At 66.1% G+C, this 17,679-nt stretch carries 19 protein-coding genes and 1 tRNA gene; 14 read left to right on the forward strand and 6 right to left on the reverse strand.

Annotation, left to right across the window (positions count from 1 at the left end):
* The first annotated feature begins 91 nt into the window (after nucleotides 1-91).
* The 8 genes from LV82_RS01075 (at nucleotide 92) to LV82_RS01110 (ending at nucleotide 7,749) form a co-directional block, all read left to right on the forward strand.
* Complete coding sequence (locus LV82_RS01075; RefSeq protein ID WP_104068859.1) at nucleotides 92-775, forward strand: haloacid dehalogenase type II; 684 nt, start codon at nucleotides 92-94, stop codon at nucleotides 773-775.
* Nucleotides 772-1,611, forward strand: a complete 840-nt coding sequence (locus tag LV82_RS01080; protein WP_104068860.1) for an alpha/beta fold hydrolase — start codon at nucleotides 772-774, stop codon at nucleotides 1,609-1,611. The genes LV82_RS01075 and LV82_RS01080 overlap by 4 nt, the downstream gene beginning before the upstream one ends.
* Nucleotides 1,596-2,567 carry a threonine ammonia-lyase gene (locus tag LV82_RS01085; RefSeq protein WP_104068861.1) on the forward strand — a complete coding sequence of 324 codons (972 nt, stop codon included), beginning with the start codon at nucleotides 1,596-1,598 and terminating at the stop codon, nucleotides 2,565-2,567. Before LV82_RS01080 ends, LV82_RS01085 begins: the two co-directional genes overlap by 16 nt.
* A 68-nt stretch (nucleotides 2,568-2,635) precedes the next feature.
* The gene (pcaD, locus tag LV82_RS01090) at nucleotides 2,636-3,424 is read left to right on the forward strand and encodes a 3-oxoadipate enol-lactonase (RefSeq protein WP_104068862.1); all 789 of its coding nucleotides are present in this window, start codon (nucleotides 2,636-2,638) and stop codon (nucleotides 3,422-3,424) included.
* Nucleotides 3,417-4,136, forward strand: coding sequence for an alpha/beta fold hydrolase (locus LV82_RS01095; RefSeq protein WP_104068863.1), 720 nt, complete (start codon nucleotides 3,417-3,419; stop codon nucleotides 4,134-4,136). Before pcaD ends, LV82_RS01095 begins: the two co-directional genes overlap by 8 nt.
* Nucleotides 4,133-5,374 (forward strand): TCR/Tet family MFS transporter, encoded by a 1,242-nt coding sequence (locus tag LV82_RS01100; RefSeq protein WP_104068864.1) that lies wholly within the window; start codon nucleotides 4,133-4,135, stop codon nucleotides 5,372-5,374. Before LV82_RS01095 ends, LV82_RS01100 begins: the two co-directional genes overlap by 4 nt.
* A gap of 23 nt (nucleotides 5,375-5,397) precedes the next feature.
* Nucleotides 5,398-6,483, forward strand: coding sequence for a zinc-binding dehydrogenase (locus tag LV82_RS01105; protein ID WP_104068865.1), 1,086 nt, complete (start codon nucleotides 5,398-5,400; stop codon nucleotides 6,481-6,483).
* 21 nt (nucleotides 6,484-6,504) lie between these two features.
* Entirely contained in the window at nucleotides 6,505-7,749 is a 1,245-nt protein-coding gene (locus LV82_RS01110) for a mandelate racemase/muconate lactonizing enzyme family protein (protein ID WP_104068866.1), read from the forward strand.
* 11 nt (nucleotides 7,750-7,760) lie between these two features.
* Here LV82_RS01110 and LV82_RS01115 read toward each other — a convergent pair.
* The 3 genes from LV82_RS01115 to LV82_RS01125 all read right to left on the reverse strand — a co-directional run bounded on the left by LV82_RS01115 (nucleotide 7,761) and on the right by LV82_RS01125 (nucleotide 8,701).
* Nucleotides 7,761-7,837, reverse strand: a tRNA-Arg gene (locus LV82_RS01115).
* Nucleotides 7,838-7,884: 47 nt separating this feature from the next.
* Nucleotides 7,885-8,364, reverse strand: a complete 480-nt coding sequence (locus LV82_RS01120) for a GNAT family N-acetyltransferase (RefSeq protein ID WP_104068867.1) — start codon at nucleotides 8,362-8,364, stop codon at nucleotides 7,885-7,887.
* Between the two features lie 25 nt (nucleotides 8,365-8,389).
* Nucleotides 8,390-8,701: an ETC complex I subunit gene (locus LV82_RS01125; RefSeq protein ID WP_104068868.1), complete on the reverse strand. Its 312-nt coding sequence runs from the start codon at nucleotides 8,699-8,701 to the stop codon at nucleotides 8,390-8,392.
* A gap of 346 nt (nucleotides 8,702-9,047) precedes the next feature.
* On the opposite strand from LV82_RS01125, the gene uvrB reads away from it, so the two are divergent.
* The 5 genes from uvrB to LV82_RS01150 all read left to right on the forward strand — a co-directional run bounded on the left by uvrB (nucleotide 9,048) and on the right by LV82_RS01150 (nucleotide 14,170).
* On the forward strand, nucleotides 9,048-11,228 hold the full coding sequence (gene uvrB, locus LV82_RS01130; RefSeq protein WP_104068869.1) for an excinuclease ABC subunit UvrB: 2,181 nt from the start codon (nucleotides 9,048-9,050) through the stop codon (nucleotides 11,226-11,228).
* A gap of 16 nt (nucleotides 11,229-11,244) precedes the next feature.
* On the forward strand, nucleotides 11,245-11,457 hold the full coding sequence (locus LV82_RS01135; protein ID WP_104068870.1) for a DUF2905 domain-containing protein: 213 nt from the start codon (nucleotides 11,245-11,247) through the stop codon (nucleotides 11,455-11,457).
* Between the two features lie 135 nt (nucleotides 11,458-11,592).
* On the forward strand, nucleotides 11,593-11,979 hold the full coding sequence (locus tag LV82_RS01140) for an SPW repeat protein (RefSeq protein ID WP_104068871.1): 387 nt from the start codon (nucleotides 11,593-11,595) through the stop codon (nucleotides 11,977-11,979).
* A 135-nt stretch (nucleotides 11,980-12,114) separates the two neighbouring features.
* A complete protein-coding gene (locus LV82_RS01145) occupies nucleotides 12,115-13,764 on the forward strand; it encodes a Y-family DNA polymerase (RefSeq protein ID WP_104068872.1) in 1,650 nt (549 codons plus the stop codon).
* Between the two features lie 58 nt (nucleotides 13,765-13,822).
* Nucleotides 13,823-14,170, forward strand: a complete 348-nt coding sequence (locus LV82_RS01150; RefSeq protein ID WP_104068873.1) for a DUF2794 domain-containing protein — start codon at nucleotides 13,823-13,825, stop codon at nucleotides 14,168-14,170.
* Between the two features lie 3 nt (nucleotides 14,171-14,173).
* On the opposite strand, the gene LV82_RS01155 is transcribed toward LV82_RS01150, so the two are convergent.
* From LV82_RS01155 to LV82_RS01165, 3 genes are all read right to left on the reverse strand, one after another.
* Nucleotides 14,174-15,016: a C40 family peptidase gene (locus LV82_RS01155; protein ID WP_245873023.1), complete on the reverse strand. Its 843-nt coding sequence runs from the start codon at nucleotides 15,014-15,016 to the stop codon at nucleotides 14,174-14,176.
* A complete protein-coding gene (locus LV82_RS01160; protein ID WP_104068874.1) occupies nucleotides 15,013-16,401 on the reverse strand; it encodes a leucyl aminopeptidase family protein in 1,389 nt (462 codons plus the stop codon). Before LV82_RS01160 ends, LV82_RS01155 begins: the two co-directional genes overlap by 4 nt.
* Before the next feature lie 65 nt (nucleotides 16,402-16,466).
* Nucleotides 16,467-16,847, reverse strand: a complete 381-nt coding sequence (locus LV82_RS01165; RefSeq protein ID WP_245873024.1) for a hypothetical protein — start codon at nucleotides 16,845-16,847, stop codon at nucleotides 16,467-16,469.
* A gap of 146 nt (nucleotides 16,848-16,993) precedes the next feature.
* On the opposite strand from LV82_RS01165, the gene LV82_RS01170 reads away from it, so the two are divergent.
* A complete protein-coding gene (locus LV82_RS01170) occupies nucleotides 16,994-17,641 on the forward strand; it encodes a carbonic anhydrase (RefSeq protein ID WP_104068875.1) in 648 nt (215 codons plus the stop codon).
* The last annotated feature ends 38 nt before the right edge of the window (nucleotides 17,642-17,679 follow it).

Below are 17,679 nucleotides of genomic sequence, written 5' to 3' on the forward strand. Positions count from 1 at the left end.
GCACATTCACGACGTCGCGCGCGCGTTCCGCCACCTCTTGCCCCGCCCGACTTGCTGCGCCACTGTGCAGGCAAAGCACCGGGGAGAGGCCATGACAATATCCGTCTGCATCTTCGACGCCTATGGCACACTTTTCGACGTATCCGCCGCCGCGCGCGAGGCCGCCGCAGAGCCCGGATGCGAATCCCTGGCCAGGCTTTGGCCCACCCTGTCGGATCGCTGGCGCGCCAAGCAACTGGAATACAGCTGGCTGCGCGCGATCATGGGGGAACACACGGATTTCTGGCAGGTGACGCAGGACGCGCTGGACTGGGCGATGGAATCGCTCGACCTTGCGGATAACTCGCTGCGCGCGCGTCTTCTGGATCTTTATCGCCGATTGTCGTCCTATCCCGAAGTGCCCGCGATGCTGACGCGCCTGCGTGACGCAGGCCTGCCCGCCGCCATCCTGTCGAACGGATCGCCTGGCATGCTGGGCGACGCCGTGCAGTCGGCGGGGATCGGCGATCTTCTTGCCGATGTCCTGTCCGTCGAAAGCGTGGGCGTCTTCAAGCCCGACGCGCGTGTCTATGGCCTGGTGATCGACCGGTTCGGATGCCCGCGCGACCAGGTATTGTTCGTGTCGTCGAATGGCTGGGATGCGGCCGGCGCCGCGCATTATGGCTTTCGGACGGCCTGGGTGAACCGCGCGGGCGCCCCCGTCGATCGTCTGCCCGCCCGGCCGGAACATGTCCTGTCCGACCTGTCCACGATCCCCGACCTCGCCCTGACATGACTTTGCATTACTTCACCGCTTCGGACGGCGCGCGTCTTGCCTGGCGCGACGATGGCGCGGGGCCGCCGGTCCTGTGCCTTGCCGGGTTGACCCGTTCGGGGCGCGACTTCGATTTCCTTGTGCCGCATCTGGTACATCGTTTCCGCATGATACGGCCCGATTATCGGGGGCGGGGCGATTCCGAATGGACCGGTGGGGCGACCTATACGGTCGAGCGCGAGGCGCGCGACGTGCTGGAGCTGATGGACCACCTTGGTATCGATCGCGCGGCGATCATCGGCACATCGCGCGGCGGATTGATCGGCATGGCGCTGGCGGCCGGGGCACATGGCCGGATGGCCGGTCTGTGCCTGAACGACATCGGCCCGGTAATCGAACGCGCGGGACTTGAACGCATCAAGGACTATGTCGGCCGCAACCCGGCCGCGCGCAGCCTGGACGAAATTGCCCGGAAACTGCCCGCCGCGATGCCGGAATTCCGCAATGTCCCACCCGAGCGTTGGCGCGCCTTTGCCGAACGGCAATACGAAGAGACGCCACAGGGCTTGCGCATCCGATATGACCCCGAACTGCGCCAATCGTTCCTTCAGGCGTTTTCCGCCCCCCCGGCGGACCTGTGGCCCCTGTTCGATGCCTGCGCGGGCCTGCCGCTGGCATTGATCCGGGGAGCCAATTCCGACCTTCTTTCCCCCGAAACGGTGGCCGCGATGCGCGCGCGCAGGCCCGACATGATCGTGGCAGAGGTGCCCGACCGCGGGCATGTGCCCTTTCTGGACGAACCCGAGGCGCTGGCCGCCATCGATGCCTGGCTGGAGGCAACATGGACATCGGCATGATCGAAGCCGCCGCCGGACGGTTGCAGGGCGTTGCGCTGCGCACGCCGCTGTTGAACTCGCCCTTTCTGGACCGGATCGCGGGCCGGCGGGTTTGGGTCAAGGCGGAATGCCTGCAACATACCGGCTCCTTCAAGCTGCGGGGCGGATGGTCGGCGGTGTCGGCGCTGCCGATACCGCAGCGTGCGCGGGGCGTCATCGCCATATCCTCGGGCAACCATGCCCAGGGCGTGGCCTTTGCCGCCAGCCGTCATGCCGCGCCCTGTGTGATCGTCATGCCCTCGGACGCGCCGCGATTGAAAATCGACAATACCCGCGCCTATGGGGCCGAGGTCGTGCTGTATGACCGTGCAACCGGCGACCGCGAAGCGATCGGCGCGGCTCTGGCCGAAGAGCGCGGCCTGACCATGATCCGCCCCTATGACGAACCGCAGGTCATCGCCGGTCAGGGCACGGTGGGGCTCGAGATCGCCGCGCAGGCAGCCGAGCATGGCGTGAGCCGGGCGCAGGTGCTGGTGCCCTGCGGCGGCGGCGGGCTGACGTCGGGAATCGCGCTTGCGCTGGAGGCACGGGCGCCGGGCCTGAAGGCGCGCCCGGTCGAGCCCGTCGGATTCGACGATGCAAGACGATCGCTTGCCTCTGGCCGGATCGAACGGAACACGCGCACGACCGGGTCGATCTGCGATTCCATCGTGACGCCAGCACCAGGCGAGCTGACCTTTCCGATCATGGCACGATTGTGCGCGCCCGGCCTGGCGATCACCGATGACGAGGCAATGGCCGCGATGGCCCTGGCCTTTGCACGCCTTCACGTCGTGATCGAGCCGGGCGGAGCGGCGGCCCTTGCCGCCGCGCTGTTCCACCCCGACGAGATCGAGGGCGACGACGTCATCGTCGTCGCCTCGGGCGGCAATGTCGATCCCGCGCTGTTCAGTCGCGCGCTCGAACGTTTCGGCTGATCCCCCTTGCCCCGCCCGGAACGTCGGCGCAGCCTGACAAGGACAATCTCATCCCAAGGAAACACCGCATGAACGTCCTGGATCTTGGAGACATCCACCTGCATTGGCGCGAAGACGGCGATCCGCACGGGGCGCCGGTCGTCTTTGCCAACTCGCTGGGTACCGATCTGCGCATGTGGGACCGGCTGATCCCGCATCTGCCGCGTGGACTGCGCCTGATACGGTACGACAAGCGCGGCCACGGCCTGTCGGCCTGTCCGCCCGCGCCCTATTCGATGGGGGCGCTGGTGCGCGATGCCGAACGGCTGCTGGATGCGCTGGAGATCCGCGACTGCGTCTTCGTTGGCCTGTCGGTCGGCGGCCTGATCGCACAGGGTCTGGCGGTCAAGCGTCTTGACCAGGTCCGCGCGATGGTGTTGTCGAACACCGCAGCCAAGATCGGCACCGCACAGATGTGGGCCGACCGCGTTGCCGCGATCCGCCAAGGTGGACTTGAAGCGATCGCGGACGTGACGATGGAACGATGGTTCTCGCGCCGATTCCGGGAAACGCCGGACGTCAAGCTGTATCGCGCCATGCTGACCCGCCAGCCTGCCGAGGGCTATTGCGGGGTTTGCGCCGCGATTTCGGGCACCGACTTCCTGACCCCGACCTCGGCTCTGACATTGCCCACGCTTGCGATCGCCGGGGCCGAGGATGGCGCGACGCCACCCGACATGGTGCGCGAAACCGCCGAACTGATCCGGGGGGCACGGTTCCACCTGATCCGGGGCGCAGGCCACCTGCCCTGCGTGGAAAAGCCCCAGGAATATGCCGCCGTACTGACGGAGTTCCTGACCGCGATCGGCCATGTCTGAACGTCGCCTGTTGCTGGTCCATGGTTCGTGCCATGGCGCCTGGTGCTGGGACCGGGCGATTCCGGAACTGGCAGCGCGCGGGCTGCAGGCGCGCGCGATCGACCTGCCCGCCCATGGCGCCGATCGCACACCCCCGGCGCAGGCCACACTGGATCTGTATGTCGAGTCGATCCTGAAGGCGATCGACGCGCCCGTGACGCTGGTCGGGCATTCCGCGGCGGGCTATCCGGTCACGATTGCCGCGGAACGCGCACCGCATCTGATCGACCGGCTGGTCTATGTCTGTGCCTATGTGCCGCGCCCGGGCCTGTCGATGATCGACATGCGTCGGGCGGGTCCGCGCCAGCCGCTGGCGGGCATCGCCCGCGCCGCGCCGGATGGCGTGACCTACAGCTTTGACCCCACGCATGTGCCCGGACTGTTCTATCACGACTGCCCGCCCGAGGACGCAAGCCGCGCGTTGGAGCTGTTGTGTCCCGAGCCGATCGCCCCGCAGGCCACGCCCTGCCCACCGCTGGATCGCGTGGACCGGGTCCGAAGGCATTACATCCTGTGCGAGCAGGATCGTGTCATCCCGCCCGAATACCAGGCCGACATGGCCGCCGCTTTCGGCTCGCAGGCAGTGACGTGGATGAACACGGGCCATTCGCCCTTTTTTGCCGATCCGCGGGGACTGGCCGAACAGCTTGCCCAGATCACGGCCGCATTATGAGCGTCTCTGGCCCATCGACAGCATCACAGGCCCCCGCGCGGGTCTTCGTCCTGTTGACGGCCATGATCGACTCGATCGGAATCGGCATCATCTTTCCGGTCATGCCCGACCTGATCGCCGAGGTGACGGGCGGACCGCTGTCCGAGGCCGCGCTCTGGGGCGGTCTGCTGGCGACATCCTTTGCCGTGATGCAGTTCCTGTTCGGCCCTGTCGTCGGCAATCTCTCGGACCGGTTCGGCCGCCGCCCCGTCATGTTGTCGGCGCTGGCCGTCATGACGCTGGATTACGTCATCATGGCGCTTGCGGGAACGGTCTGGCTGTTGCTGTTGGGCCGCGTCGTGGCGGGCATGACGGCGGCCACCTATTCGACAGCGACGGCCTACATGGCCGACATCTCCTCGCGCGCGGATCGGGCGCGGAATTTCGGCCTGATCGGCGCCGCATTCGGGATCGGCTTCATCGCGGGGCCTTTTCTTGGCAGCCTTCTTTCAACCTTTGGCACCCGCGCGCCCTTCTGGGGGGCCGCGGCCATTGCCGGCGCGAATCTTTTGTTTGGGCTGATCGTGCTGCCAGAGTCGCTGTCGGCCGCGAAGCGGCGGGCATTGTCGTGGGCGCGGGCGAATCCGCTGGGCGCCTTCCGGGCGATCGGTCGATTGCCCGGACTGGGGCGGCTTCTGATCGTCTTTCTGATCTACAACATCGCGTTGCATGTCTATGAATCCGTCTGGGCCTTTTATGGCAAGGCGCAATTCGGGTGGGAGCCCTTCACGATCGGCCTGTCGCTGGCCTGCTATGGCGTATTCTTCACGCTTGTACAGGCGTTTGGGATCGGCCCCCTGATACGCCTCACGGGCGACCGCCTGGCGGCCCTGATCGGGCTGGCGATCGAAGCGCTGGCCTGCATGGCCTTCTTCATCATCACCTCGGGGGCCGTCGCCATCGCGATGACCGCCTTCGCGGCTCTTGGCTCGGTCGCCGGCCCGGCCATGCAGGGAATGATGTCGAATGCCACTCCCGACGACCAGCAGGGAGAGCTGCAGGGCGTTCTGGCCTCTCTCACCGCGATCGGAATGATCGTATCGCCCGCGATGATGACGGGAACCTTCGCGGCCTTCACGGCCCCGGGCGCGTCATTTCATGCGCCCGGCGCGCCCTTTGGCCTTGCGGCGCTTCTGCTTGTCGCCTGTGTGACAGTCCTTGTCGCAGGGTCGCGCGCCAACCCACCGCGCGCCTCCTAGCCTGAGCCCGAAAGGAGATGCCAATGCCCCGGATCAAGGCCGCAATCTGCCCCGCAGCCGGCAAGGCGCTGGAAGTCGATACCGTCGAACTGCGCGCGCCCCTGCCCGGAGAAGTCGAGGTCACCATCGAGGCCTGCGCGATCTGCCATTCCGACATCTCCTATATCGACGGTGCCTGGGGTGGCGATTTTCCCGCCGTGTTCGGGCACGAGGCGGCAGGCCGGATTTCCGCCGCGCCCGCCGGGGCATCCCTGCCTCTGGGCGCGCGCGTTCTGGTGACATTGATCCGATCTTGCGGTCGATGCGCCCAATGCGCGGCGGGCCATCCGACGCGATGTGCAGCGCCGCCCACGGTTCCCCCCGTCCTGTCGCGCGACGGACAGGTGATCGGACAAGGCATGAACTGCGCGGCATTCGCCGAGCGCGTGGTCGTGCACGAAAGCCAGGTCGTGCCCCTGCCCGAGGGCATTGACCCGGCCAGCGGTTCACTTCTGTCCTGCGGCGTCATCACCGGGCTGGGCGCGGCCATCAACACGGCGCGGGTCCGGCCCGGCGAAGTCGTCGTGGTGATCGGAGCCGGCGGCGTCGGCCTGAACGCGATCCAGGGCGCGCGACTGGCCGGCGCGGCGCGCGTCATCGCCGTGGACCTGAGCCCCGAAAAGCTTGAGATCGCCCGCGAATTCGGCGCGACCGACGGTGTTCTGGCCACCGCGCCGAAGCCTTGGACCGCACTTCGCGCGCTGGTCGGACGGGGGGCCGACGCTGTCCTCGTAGCCGTCGGCGCGATACCGGCCTATGAAACCGCCGGACGCTATCTTGCGCCCGGTGGACGCATCGTTGCCGTCGGCATGCCACCATCCGGCGCGCATGCCTCGTATGAACCCGTGATATTCGCGGCGACTGGCCAGGGCATCATGGGCTCTTTCATGGGCGACGTCGTGCTGGCACGCGACATCCCGTGGATCACCGATCTGGTCCGGCAGGGGCGCATCGCGCTGGATCGGCTGATCTCGGGGCGCTGGCGGCTTGACCAGATCAACGAGGCGATCGCCGACACGCGGTCGGGCGGTGCGCGTCGCAACGTGATCCTGTTCGAAGACAGAAACTGACCCAAGCCAACGGAGACGAACATGCGGCTGAAGGATCTGGAGATTTTCGTCGTCGCGCCACCGCCCCCCGGCTGGGGCGGGCGATACTGGATCTTCGTCAAGCTGACGACCGACGACGGGATCTCGGGATATGGCGAGTGCTATGCGTCTTCGGTCGGGCCAGACGCGATGCGGGCCGTGATCGAGGACGTCTTTGCCCGCCACATGCTGGGCGAATCGCCCGAAAATGTCGAACTGATGTTCCGGCGGGCCTATTCGTCCGGTTTCACCCAGCGGCCCGACCTGACGGTGATGGGCGCCTTTTCGGGGCTCGAGATGGCCTGCTGGGACATTGTCGGCAAGGCGCGCAATCGTCCCGTTCACGCGCTGCTTGGCGGCAAGATCAACGAAAGACTGCGCAGCTATACCTATCTGTATCCCGAGCGCGGAAAGGAAACCGGCCAGTTCTGGGTCGATCCGGACCTGACGGCCGAAGCCGCAGCGCGGTTCGTCGGCATGGGGTTCACCGCAGTCAAGTTCGATCCCGCGGGGCCCTACACGATCCGCGGCGGGCATGACCCTTCGGCCAGCGACATCTCGCGTTCGGTCGCCTTCTGCCGCGCGATCCGCGAGGCCGTGGGCGACCGCGCCGACCTGTTGTTCGGCACGCACGGCCAGTTCAACGTCGCTGGCGCGATCCGGCTTGGCCAGGCGATCGAACCCTTTGGGCCGCTATGGTACGAAGAGCCCATTCCGCCCGACAACCTGCTGGATCTTGCGGCGGTGCAGAATGGCGTCCGGATACCGGTTGCAACGGGTGAACGTCTGTGCACCAAGGCCGAATTCGCCACGGTCCTGCGAACGGGCGGGGCGCGCATCCTGCAACCTGCGCTTGGCCGTGCCGGCGGCATTTGGGAAACAAGGAAGATCGCCGCACTGGCCGAATGCTTTACCGCGCAGATCGCGCCGCATCTCTATGCCGGGCCGGTTGAATGGGCGGCGAATATCCAGCTGGGTGCCTCGATACCGAACCTGCTGATGGTCGAGACGATCGAGACCGGCGGCGAGTTTCACCTGCGGCTGATCCGCAATTCGATTCACTGGGAAGATGGCCATGTCATCGTGCCCGACGCGCCCGGCCTTGGGATCGACTTCGACGAGGACCTGGCCCGGGCCCATCCCTATACCGGAAACCGGCTGCATCTGGAAATGCAGGAAGCGCCCTGCGACTATTCCCGCCCCAACTGGTTCGAAGGCGGCGCGCCGGTGACGGAACGACCGGAATGACGCGCGGAGAATGGCGATCCCGGAAGGACTCGAACCCTCAACCTGCTGATTAGAAGTCAGCTGCTCTATCCAGTTGAGCTACGGGACCGCTGGCTTCCCTTTATCCGCAGCGGGCAGGGCCGTGCAAGGCGGATGTCACCGCCCGCCCGGGGCGTGCAGCGCCATGGTCAGGAAAACCGAATTCGGATCCGGCCGATACGGAGCAAAGGCAGGGCATTCGACGAAACCGGCCCCTTCGTACAGCGCCCGGGCCGCCGCAAAGCCCGGCTGGGCGCCGGTTTCGAGGCTCAGGCGCCGAAAGCCTTTCCGACGTGCATGCCCGATCAGGTGATCCAGCATCAGGCGCGCAAGACCCTGGCCGCGATATTCACGCAGGACATGCATCGACTTGATCTCGGCATGGTCGCCCGACAGGGTCTTGACCGCGCCCATGGCAACCGGCCTGTCCGCGACCCGCATTACGAAGAAGTCGATGCCGGAAGCCGCGAGTTCGTCGGCGCCCAGCATGTGGTTGCTTTCGGGGGGCGTGTCGGCATGCATCTCCTCGGCATGCCGCGTCATCAGCAGGCACAGATCGGATGCGCGCGGATCGTCACGCCTGATTTCCGGCGCCATGAGGCCCGGCTTCGCGCTCACAGGTCTAGTGCGTCCAGGGAATGCGGCGGTTGGTGGCGAAGTTCTCGCCATAGCCGCGCGGCCGCAGGTTGGGCTGCCGCTTGTGCGGCTGCACCACGACATAATCGATGCCGTGGGTGCGGGCATAGGTCTCGGCCGCCTCGCGCGAATCGAAGCGCAGCCGTACCTGGGTCTGGGTTTCGCCGCTCATGGTCCAGCCCATCAAGGGGTCCACGGCCCGCGGTTTGGCCGGCATGAATTCGAGAATCCAGTACTTCGACTTGGCCGTACCCGACTGCATTGCATTGCGGGCGGGCTGATAGATGCGTGCGCGCATGGGTCACACTCCGTCTGGTTCGGGGCCCGTTATCGTGAAACGGGGCCGGACGCGCAAGACCAAAGAGTAGAGGGCAAAGTCGCAAGCAGTCTGGCATCCGGTCGCCGCTCTGGAAAAATTCGAGCGCAAGGTGGGTGGTGGTGGGTGGGTGGTGCCTTTGACCGGATGCCAGCCCTGCTTGCACTTGTCACGTTACAGCAGATCAACGCACGGTTCAACCATAAGTTGATGAATGATCGGAAAACATGTGTGGCTTCGCCCTTGCCCCGATATCGGCCCGAGCCCATGATTGCCCGCCTTGAACCCGCGCCCGAAGCCATCATCTTGTGGGACGAAGGAGTCGTCCATGCCGCACAACAATACCAATCTGCCCACCCGTCGCCCCGAGGTTCTGACGCGGCCCAAGCTGGAGGGCGGAAAGCGATTCGTCCTGCAGACCGAATTCAAGCCCGCCGGCGACCAGCCGCAGGCGATCGAGGAACTGGCCGAAGGGATCCTTTCCGGCGAACGCAACCAGGTCCTGCTGGGCGCCACCGGGACGGGCAAGACCTTTACCATGGCCAAGGTAATCGAGGCCACCCAGCGGCCTGCCATCATCCTTGCCCCCAACAAGACGCTGGCGGCGCAGCTCTATGGCGAGTTCAAGGGATTCTTCCCCGACAACGCGGTAGAGTATTTCGTCAGCTATTACGACTATTACCAGCCCGAGGCCTATGTGCCGCGTTCGGACACCTATATCGAGAAGGAAAGCCAGATCAACGAACAGATCGACCGGATGCGCCACTCGGCGACCCGGGCGCTGCTGGAGCGCGATGACGTCATCATCGTCGCATCTGTCTCGTGCATCTACGGCATCGGCTCGGTCGAGACCTATTCGGCGATGACCCAGGATCTGGAGGTCGGCCAGCTGATCGACCTGCGCCGCTTCCTGTCGGATCTCGTGGCCCAGCAATACCGGCGCGCCGATGCCGGCTTTCAGCGCGGTTGTTTCCGCGTCAAGGGCGACACGGTCGATCTGTGGCCCGCGCACCTCGAAGATCGCGCCTGGCGCTTCAGCTTCTTTGGCGAAGAACTGGAATCGATCACCGAGTTCGACCCGCTGACCGGGCATCGCACCGATACGTTCCGCAAGATCCGCATCTATGCCAACAGCCACTACGTGACACCGCGCCCCACGTTGCAGCAGGCGATCAAGGGCATCCGCGCGGAACTCGCCCAGCGCCTGAAACAGCTGACCGACGAGGGCAAGCTGCTGGAGGCACAGCGCCTGGAGCAGCGCACGAATTTCGACCTGGAGATGCTGGAGGCCACCGGCACCTGCAACGGGATCGAGAACTACTCGCGCTACCTGACCGGCCGCGCCCCGGGCGAGCCGCCGCCCACCCTGTTCGAATTCATCCCCGACAACGCAATCGTCTTTGCCGATGAAAGCCATGTGACCATCCCCCAGATCGGCGGCATGTATCGCGGGGACTACCGGCGCAAGTTCACCCTGGCCGAGCATGGTTTCCGCCTGCCCAGCTGCATGGACAACCGGCCGCTGAAATTCGAGGAATGGGATGCAATGCGCCCGCAATCGATATTCGTCTCGGCCACGCCGGGCAAGTGGGAGCTGGAGCAGACCGGTGGCGTCTTCGTCGAGCAGGTGATCCGCCCCACCGGCCTGCTGGATCCCGAAATCGAGGTCCGGCCGGTCGAGACCCAGGTGGACGATCTTCTGGACGAGATCCGCAAGGTCTCGGCCAAGGGGTACCGGACGCTGGTCACGACGCTGACCAAACGCATGGCCGAGGACCTGACCGAATACCTGCACGAGCAGGGCATCAAGGTCCGCTACATGCATTCCGACATCGACACGATCGAACGCATCGAGATCCTGCGCGACCTGCGGCTGGGCGCCTTTGACGTGCTGATCGGCATCAACCTGCTGCGCGAGGGTCTGGATATTCCCGAATGCGGTCTGGTGGCAATCCTTGACGCCGACAAGGAGGGCTTCCTGCGGTCCGAAACCTCGCTGATCCAGACGGTCGGGCGCGCGGCGCGCAACGCCGAGGGCCGCGTCATCATGTATGCGGACCGCATCACCGGCAGCATGGAACGCGCCATTGCCGAGACGAACCGCCGACGCGAAAAGCAGATCGCCTACAACAAGGCGCATGGCATCACGCCCGCGACGGTGAAGAAGAATGTCGAAGACATCCTGGCCGGCCTTTACCAGGGCGACGTTGACATGGCGCGCGTGACGGCCAAGGTCGAAAAGCCGCTGGTCGGCGCGAATCTCGCCGCCCATTTCGAAGCCCTGCGCACGCAGATGCGCAAGGCCGCCGAGAACCTCGAATTCGAGGAAGCCGCCCGGCTGCGTGACGAGATCAAACGGCTGGAAGCGGTGGAACTGGCCGTCGCCGACGACCCTCTGGCCCGGCAATCCGTGGTGGAAGAAGCCGTCGAGGAATCCGTGAAGGTCCGCGGCCGCTCAACCGCCGGACGCCCGGGGCAACGGGGCGGGAAGAAGCGACGGGGAAGATGATGGAGCAAGGTTCACCATGTCCCGCATCCTGATCCTGATCGGAATCCTGTTCATCCTGGCAGGGCTGCTGTGGCCGCTGATCGGCCGGATCGGGCTTGGCCGGCTGCCCGGCGACATCGTGATCGAGCGGGAGAACTTCACGCTCTACATCCCTGTGACCTCGGCGATCCTCGTTTCGGTCGTCCTGTCGTTGGTCGCGGCGATCCTGCGGGCCTTTCTTGGGCGCTAGGGGGTCTTGACACGCGAACGGACAATCCCAAATCGATATCGGGTTGACGCCCGGACTGCCGGGCGATGACCCGGCCCGTCCGGGCCTTCTTGAAGGATGTTTGTCAGGCAGACCGTTCGAAAGGAGGGGTGTGCGATGAGGGACTTCTTCAAGAAAGCAACCGAACGCTGGCAGGACGGTATCAACCTTCTGCTTGGCGTATGGCTGTTCCTGTCTCCGTGGCTTCTGGGCTTTGCCGATATTTCGGCGGCCTTCTGGAACGCGCTGGTTTTTGGCGCGCTGATCGTTGCCTTGGCCGCGCTGGCGATCGTGGAATACCACGACTGGGAGGAATGGGCCGACATGGCCATCGGCCTCTGGGTCGCGGTATCTCCCTGGGTTCTGGGTTTCGCCGCGCTGACATCGGGTGAAGGCGCGGGCGCCTTCGCGGCCACGTGGAACGCGCTGGTGACCGGCGTGCTGACGCTTGGGCTGGCGGCATGGGCCCTGTTCGGGCGTCCTGGCCAGACCCAGTCGGCCTGACAGGAACGGCCTTCGGGGCCAATGGCCCCATCCTTGGCAGCTGGGCGCGCGAGAATGCCGCGCGCCCTTTTCGTCTTCGGCTGACTCGACTCCCTGCCGGCTGCGCAATAATAATGGAACAAAAACGGAACATTTATGCGCAATCGCCGGATCCTGTCCCTGTGGTTTCCCCGCCTTGGCGCCGAGCGGCTGCTGCGCCAGATGCGCACCCTGCCGCCCGAGGCCTTTGCCATCGTGGGCGAACAGGCGGGCCGCCAGACCCTGACCTCGCTGTCGGTCGGGGCTGAATCGCGGGGGCTGTATCGGGGCCAACCCTTGGCCGAGGCGCGCGCGATCTGCCCTGAACTGGTCACACGCCCCCAGAACTTGCAGGCCGAACGCGCCTTTCTGGCCGCGCTTCGCCGCTGGGCCGGACGCTTCAGCCCCTGGATCGGCGAGGAGCCGCCCGATTCGCTGATCGTCGATCTGACCGGTGCGGCCCATCTCTTCGGCGGCGAGGATGGCGTGCTGCAGACCGTCGAAACCGATTGCGCCAGACTCGGCCTGACCGTTCGGGCCGCGATTGCCGACACCGTCGGCGCGGCATGGGCACTGGCCCGCCATGCCGACATGCCCGCCCCGACAGGCCGCAATGGCGATTCAATCGACCAGGAGGCGCGCGCGACACGTTCGCGCGCGGCACGACGTCATTGGCTGAAGGGCGGCGCGCCCCCCTTGCCGGCTGCCCGCGCCATAACCAGCAGCCGCATTGCCGCGCCGGGCCAGACCCGGCAGGCACTGGCGCCCCTGCCGCTTGCCGCGTTGCGCCTGCCCCCGAATATCGTCGATGGCCTTGCACGGCTGGGCCTGCGCCATGTGGGCGATCTTCTGGGCATGGCGCGCGCACCCCTGGCCCGGCGCTTTGGTCCGGCGCTGATCAGACGGCTGGACCAGGCGCTGGGCCTCGAGCCCGAGCCGATCTCTCCGGCACGGCAGCCGCTGCATTTCGCCGTCCGCCTGACCTTCCCCGATCCGATCGGCCTGCCCGAAGACATCACGGCAGGCCTCGACCGGCTGCTGCCTGCACTGTGCCGGCGCCTGCAGGATCAGGGCCATGGGGCACGGCGGCTGCGGCTGCAACTGTTCCGAACCGACCGCAGCGTTCAGGAACTGACCTTTGGCCTTGCGCGCCCTTCGGCCGATCCCATGCTGATGCGCTCGGTCCTGAATGTACGGATCGCGAGCATCGCGCCGGGTTTCGGAATCGATGTAATGCGGCTCGAAGCCGCCGAAACCGAACCGTACCAGCCGCGCCAGCATCGCGGCCCGCTGGCCGGCACGGACGGCCCCGCCCCCGCCGCACAGGCCGAGGCGATGTCGCTGCTGATCTCGCGCCTGGGCGCGCGGATCGGGATGGAGGCGATCACCCGCCTCGCCCCCGCAGACAGCCATATTCCCGAAAAGTCGGCCCTGATCCTGCCCGCGGCCTGGTCCGAGCCGGCAGACCATTGGCCACACCCGCATGCCCCCCGCCCGGCCGTCCTTTTCCGGCCCGAGCCTGTTCAGGCCGCGGATATCCCCGGCGTACCAAGGCAGTTTCGCTGGCGCCGGCAAGACCTTGTCACGGCCTCGGCCACGGGGCCTGAACGGATCGCGCCGGAATGGTGGCTGGACGATCCCGAATGGCGCTCAGGCACGCGCGATTACTGGCGGGTCGAGACGACAAGCGGGATCAGGCTGTGGCTGTTCTTCGCCCATGGCGCCGATATCGCGGGCGGCTGGTTCTGCCACGGTGTCTTTGCCTGACGGGCGCGCGGACAGCCTTCCCTTGATCAATCGCACCGGGCATCGCTAACATCCTGTCATGACGGCACAGCCCCCGACCCCCATGAATCCCCGCACCGGCGCAAAGGCGCAGGTTGCCTTTGACCGCAAGGAGCTGGGCATCATCCTGGGCCTTTACGGGCGCATGGTCGCGGCGGGGGAATGGCGCGACTACGCGATGTCGTTCCTCAGCGATGTCGCGATCTTTTCGGTCTTTCGCCGCGCGGCGGAACATCCGATCTACCGGATCGAGAAGCGTCCGGACCTACGATTGCGCCAGGGGCAATATTCAGTCGTCGGCGCGGATGGGCGCATCCTGCGGCGTGGCCATGACCTGTCCACCGTTCTGCGAGTCCTTGAACGCAAACTGATCCGCCCGATCGACTGAGCCTCAGGACGACAGGCCGGACAGACGGCGCCGGGAGGTCGGGCGGCCCTCGCCCTGCGCCTCGATCCGCGCGATGGCCTCGTCGATCCCTTCATGCGTGACCGCCATGCGATGGGCATTGGCATGGATCAGAAGCGTCCCGGACACCGCCATTGCGACATGCCCCTTCCAGAAGATCAGATCGCCGCGCGTCATGGGCACATCTTCGGGCAGCGGATCGCCCAGCATCTGCTGCAGATCGCTGTCGCCCGGACAGGCGATCCCGCATGCGGTCAATGCAGCCTGCACAAGTCCCGAACAATCGATCCCCTGGCGGGAATTGCCCCCCCAAAGATATGGGGTACCAAGGAAACTCGCGGCCACCCGGACAGGGTCGTCCGCCCAAGCCCCCAATTCACGCAGATGCTGTGCCGGAACGAACAATCCGTCCAAGCTGCGGGCAAAACCGCCCTCGCGCCCCGTGATCTGCAGCCGCGCGCCCAGACTGATGCAGGCGACCTCACGCCGCTTCATGTCGGGGGACGGGTAAAGATGCGTCGCGGGCGCCGACACCCAATGGGTCGGTCGCCAGGCCGGACCAAGGGCGGATTCGGCGACATAGCCGCAATACCCGTCCCGATCCGAACGGACGAATGCGTGCCCGCCCGCGCGGTCGAGCACCAGAACGCCCTCCCCCCACAAGAGCTGCCGGTCACGCGGTCCGCCGGGCGCGGCCAGCAGATCGGCAACCGGCTGGACGATCCGGGCCTGACTGCCCTCGACATAGGTTTCGGCCGCAACCTTGCCGCGCAGCGAGACATGCGCCACGCGGCCATTCGCCGGCAACAGACGCCGATCCGACGTCACTTCAGCACCTCTGGCAGGGCATCCAGCAAGGCCCGCGCACCCTGCCCAACGCCTCCCCTGGGGCGGGCCGGCGCATCCTTGGGCTGCCAGCCATAGATATCGAAATGAAGATAGCTGCGGCTGTCGCTGACAAACCGGCGCAGGAACAGCGCGGCCGTGATCGACCCCGCCATGCCCCCGGATGGGGCATTGTCCAGGTCGGCAATGCCCGGTTCGATCATTGGTTCGTACGGATCCCAGAACGGCATCCGCCAGACCGGGTCGGCCACCCGGGTGCCCGCCAGTGCCAAGGCATGGGCGCGCGCGTCGTCATCGCAATAGAACGGCGCGAGGTCCGGCCCCACCGCAACACGCGCCGCGCCGGTCAAGGTGGCCATCGACACGATCAGATCGGGCCGTTCCTCATCCGCAAGGGCCAAGGCGTCGGCCAGAACCAGGCGTCCTTCGGCATCGGTATTGTTGACCTCGACCGTCAGCCCCTTGCGGCTTTTCAGGATATCCTGCGGGCGGAAAGAATTGCCCGACACGGCGTTCTCGACCGCCGGCACCAGAACACGCAGGCGGATGGGCAGGTTCAGCGTCATGATCATATGCGCAAGCCCCAGAACGGTGGCGGCGCCGCCCATATCCTTTTTCATCAATCCCATGGACGACCCGGGCTTGAGATTGAGTCCCCCGGTATCAAAGCACACGCCCTTGCCCACAAGCGTCAGCGACGGACCCGACTGGCCCCAGCGCATGTCCAGCAACCGCGGCGCGCGGGGCGACGCGCGCCCAACCGCGTGGATCAGGGGAAAGTTCTGCGCGATCAGCTCCTCGCCCCGGATCGCGCGCGCCTCGGCGTCGTGCCGTCCAGCAAGTGCCATGAAGGCATCTTCAAGCTCGTCCGGGCCCATGTCCGAGGCCGGCGTGTTGATCAGATCGCGCGTCAGGGCTTCGCCCTCGGCGATTGCCAGGATCCGCGCGGCATCGATGCCGTCGGGCGCCTTCAGCCGGGCGATCTGCGCGGGGCGATCGCACGGGCGATAACGGTCGAAACGATACCCGGCCAGCAACCAGCCCAATGCAGCCTCTTCGGCCTGCTTGGGCGTCAGGTCACCGGCCAGATGCCAGTCGCCCTGCGGCAGGCGCGGCGCGGCGGCCGCGACATGGAACCGCCCCCGCTTTCGCGCCGAGGCCGACCCCATGCCGAACACCGCCCCCTGTGGCTGGCCCTCTTCGCCCGGCAGCACGCAAAGCTGCCCCAGGGATCCCGTGAATCCCTGCGCCTTCAGCCAGTTGCGATGCGGCGCGGGGCAGACGGAAAGGAAATCCTCGAGCCGCGATTCCTCGACCAGATGCAACGGCAGGGACGGCGCGGACGGATCGGCAAAGGCAAAGCGCATGGTGTGGGTCTCCTGTCTGGATCTGGCCCCACCCTAGCGCCGCGCGCGTCACCTGCAAGGGGCGCTCAGAGCGTCATGTCCTTCAGATCCCAGACGGCCCGGACCGAACGATCGGCAATGCGCATCAGCCGGGCCACGGTCGCCGCCCGCGCCGCGTCATCGCCGGTTTCCGAAGCCGCGACGACGTCCAGCGCGACGCGCGAAAGCGACTCCATCCCGATCTGATCGGCCATCTTGGACAAGGTCCGGGCCGAGCGGATCAGCGCCGCCACCTGTCCCGTGCGCGACAGGCGGTCGATGTCGTCCAGCCGCGCATCGATGTTTTCCATCGTGCGCAGCATGACGCGTTCCGCGCCGGTTTCGCCCAGCTCTGAATACAGCAGCACCAGCCGATCGGGATTCAGGCAAACCCCTTCGGCGTGGCGCAAGACACGAAGTTCTGCCACCCTTCTACCCCACGTTCATCACCCAAGTTCGTGGTGCCAAGCTGCGGGGAAAGGCTCAAGGTTTTCTTGCGATTGCGCGCAAATACCTCTCGAATTTTCACGGTCTTGCGGCTAATCACGCTGTCGAGAGATCAAAGGTGCACTTCATGCAACACGCACGACCACTGCCCGGTTTCCTCGTCCAGCGCTACCACGGCTGGCGCGCCACGACCTGGAGCGAGAATTCCGCGTGGTATCGTCGCCTGGCCGAGGAAGGCCAGCGCCCGCGCGCAATGGTGATTTCCTGCTGCGACTCGCGCGTTCATGTCACGTCGATCTTCGGGGCCGATCAGGGCGAATTCTTCATCCACCGCAACATTGCCAATCTGGTGCCGCCCCATGCGCCGGACGGTCAGCAGCACGGGACCTCGGCCGCGATCGAATATGCCGTGAACGCGCTGAAGGTCGCCCATCTCATCGTGGTCGGGCATTCGCGCTGCGGCGGCGTTCAGGGATGTCACGACATGTGCTCGGGCAAGGCGCCGGAGCTGGAACAGGCGTCCAGCTTCGTCGGGCGCTGGATGGATCTCTTGCGACCCGGCTATGAGCGCGTGAAGGACCTGCCCGAAGACGAGCAGCTGACCGCCCTGGAAAAGCAGGCGGTGCTGATCAGCCTGGAGAACCTGATGACCTTTCCTTTTGTTGCAAGCGCGGTCGAAAGTGGCGACATGACCCTGCATGGTCTTTGGAACGACATCGGCGAAGGCCGGCTTGAACAATACGACCCGAAGGTCGGCCGCTTCGTGCCGATCTGATCCGGCATCGATTGCATGTGGGCGATAACCATCGCTTA

Source organism: Albidovulum inexpectatum, from assembly GCF_002927635.1.
Lineage (GTDB): Bacteria > Pseudomonadota > Alphaproteobacteria > Rhodobacterales > Rhodobacteraceae > Albidovulum > Albidovulum inexpectatum.

Bases quoted from the DNA above. Each gene is read 5' to 3' on its own strand.
- LV82_RS01075 (WP_104068859.1), top strand. From the start codon at position 92: ATGACAATATCCGTCTGCATCTTCGACGCCTATGGCACACTTTTCGAC.
- LV82_RS01080 (WP_104068860.1), top strand. From the start codon at position 772: ATGACTTTGCATTACTTCACCGCTTCGGACGGCGCGCGTCTTGCCTGG.
- LV82_RS01085 (WP_104068861.1), top strand. From the start codon at position 1,596: ATGGACATCGGCATGATCGAAGCCGCCGCCGGACGGTTGCAGGGCGTT.
- pcaD (WP_104068862.1), top strand. From the start codon at position 2,636: ATGAACGTCCTGGATCTTGGAGACATCCACCTGCATTGGCGCGAAGAC.
- LV82_RS01095 (WP_104068863.1), top strand. From the start codon at position 3,417: ATGTCTGAACGTCGCCTGTTGCTGGTCCATGGTTCGTGCCATGGCGCC.
- LV82_RS01100 (WP_104068864.1), top strand. From the start codon at position 4,133: ATGAGCGTCTCTGGCCCATCGACAGCATCACAGGCCCCCGCGCGGGTC.
- LV82_RS01105 (WP_104068865.1), top strand. From the start codon at position 5,398: ATGCCCCGGATCAAGGCCGCAATCTGCCCCGCAGCCGGCAAGGCGCTG.
- LV82_RS01110 (WP_104068866.1), top strand. From the start codon at position 6,505: ATGCGGCTGAAGGATCTGGAGATTTTCGTCGTCGCGCCACCGCCCCCC.
- LV82_RS01120 (WP_104068867.1), bottom strand. From the start codon at position 8,364: ATGGCGCCGGAAATCAGGCGTGACGATCCGCGCGCATCCGATCTGTGC.
- LV82_RS01125 (WP_104068868.1), bottom strand. From the start codon at position 8,701: ATGCGCGCACGCATCTATCAGCCCGCCCGCAATGCAATGCAGTCGGGT.
- uvrB (WP_104068869.1), top strand. From the start codon at position 9,048: ATGCCGCACAACAATACCAATCTGCCCACCCGTCGCCCCGAGGTTCTG.
- LV82_RS01135 (WP_104068870.1), top strand. From the start codon at position 11,245: ATGTCCCGCATCCTGATCCTGATCGGAATCCTGTTCATCCTGGCAGGG.
- LV82_RS01140 (WP_104068871.1), top strand. From the start codon at position 11,593: ATGAGGGACTTCTTCAAGAAAGCAACCGAACGCTGGCAGGACGGTATC.
- LV82_RS01145 (WP_104068872.1), top strand. From the start codon at position 12,115: ATGCGCAATCGCCGGATCCTGTCCCTGTGGTTTCCCCGCCTTGGCGCC.
- LV82_RS01150 (WP_104068873.1), top strand. From the start codon at position 13,823: ATGACGGCACAGCCCCCGACCCCCATGAATCCCCGCACCGGCGCAAAG.
- LV82_RS01160 (WP_104068874.1), bottom strand. From the start codon at position 16,401: ATGCGCTTTGCCTTTGCCGATCCGTCCGCGCCGTCCCTGCCGTTGCAT.
- LV82_RS01170 (WP_104068875.1), top strand. From the start codon at position 16,994: ATGCAACACGCACGACCACTGCCCGGTTTCCTCGTCCAGCGCTACCAC.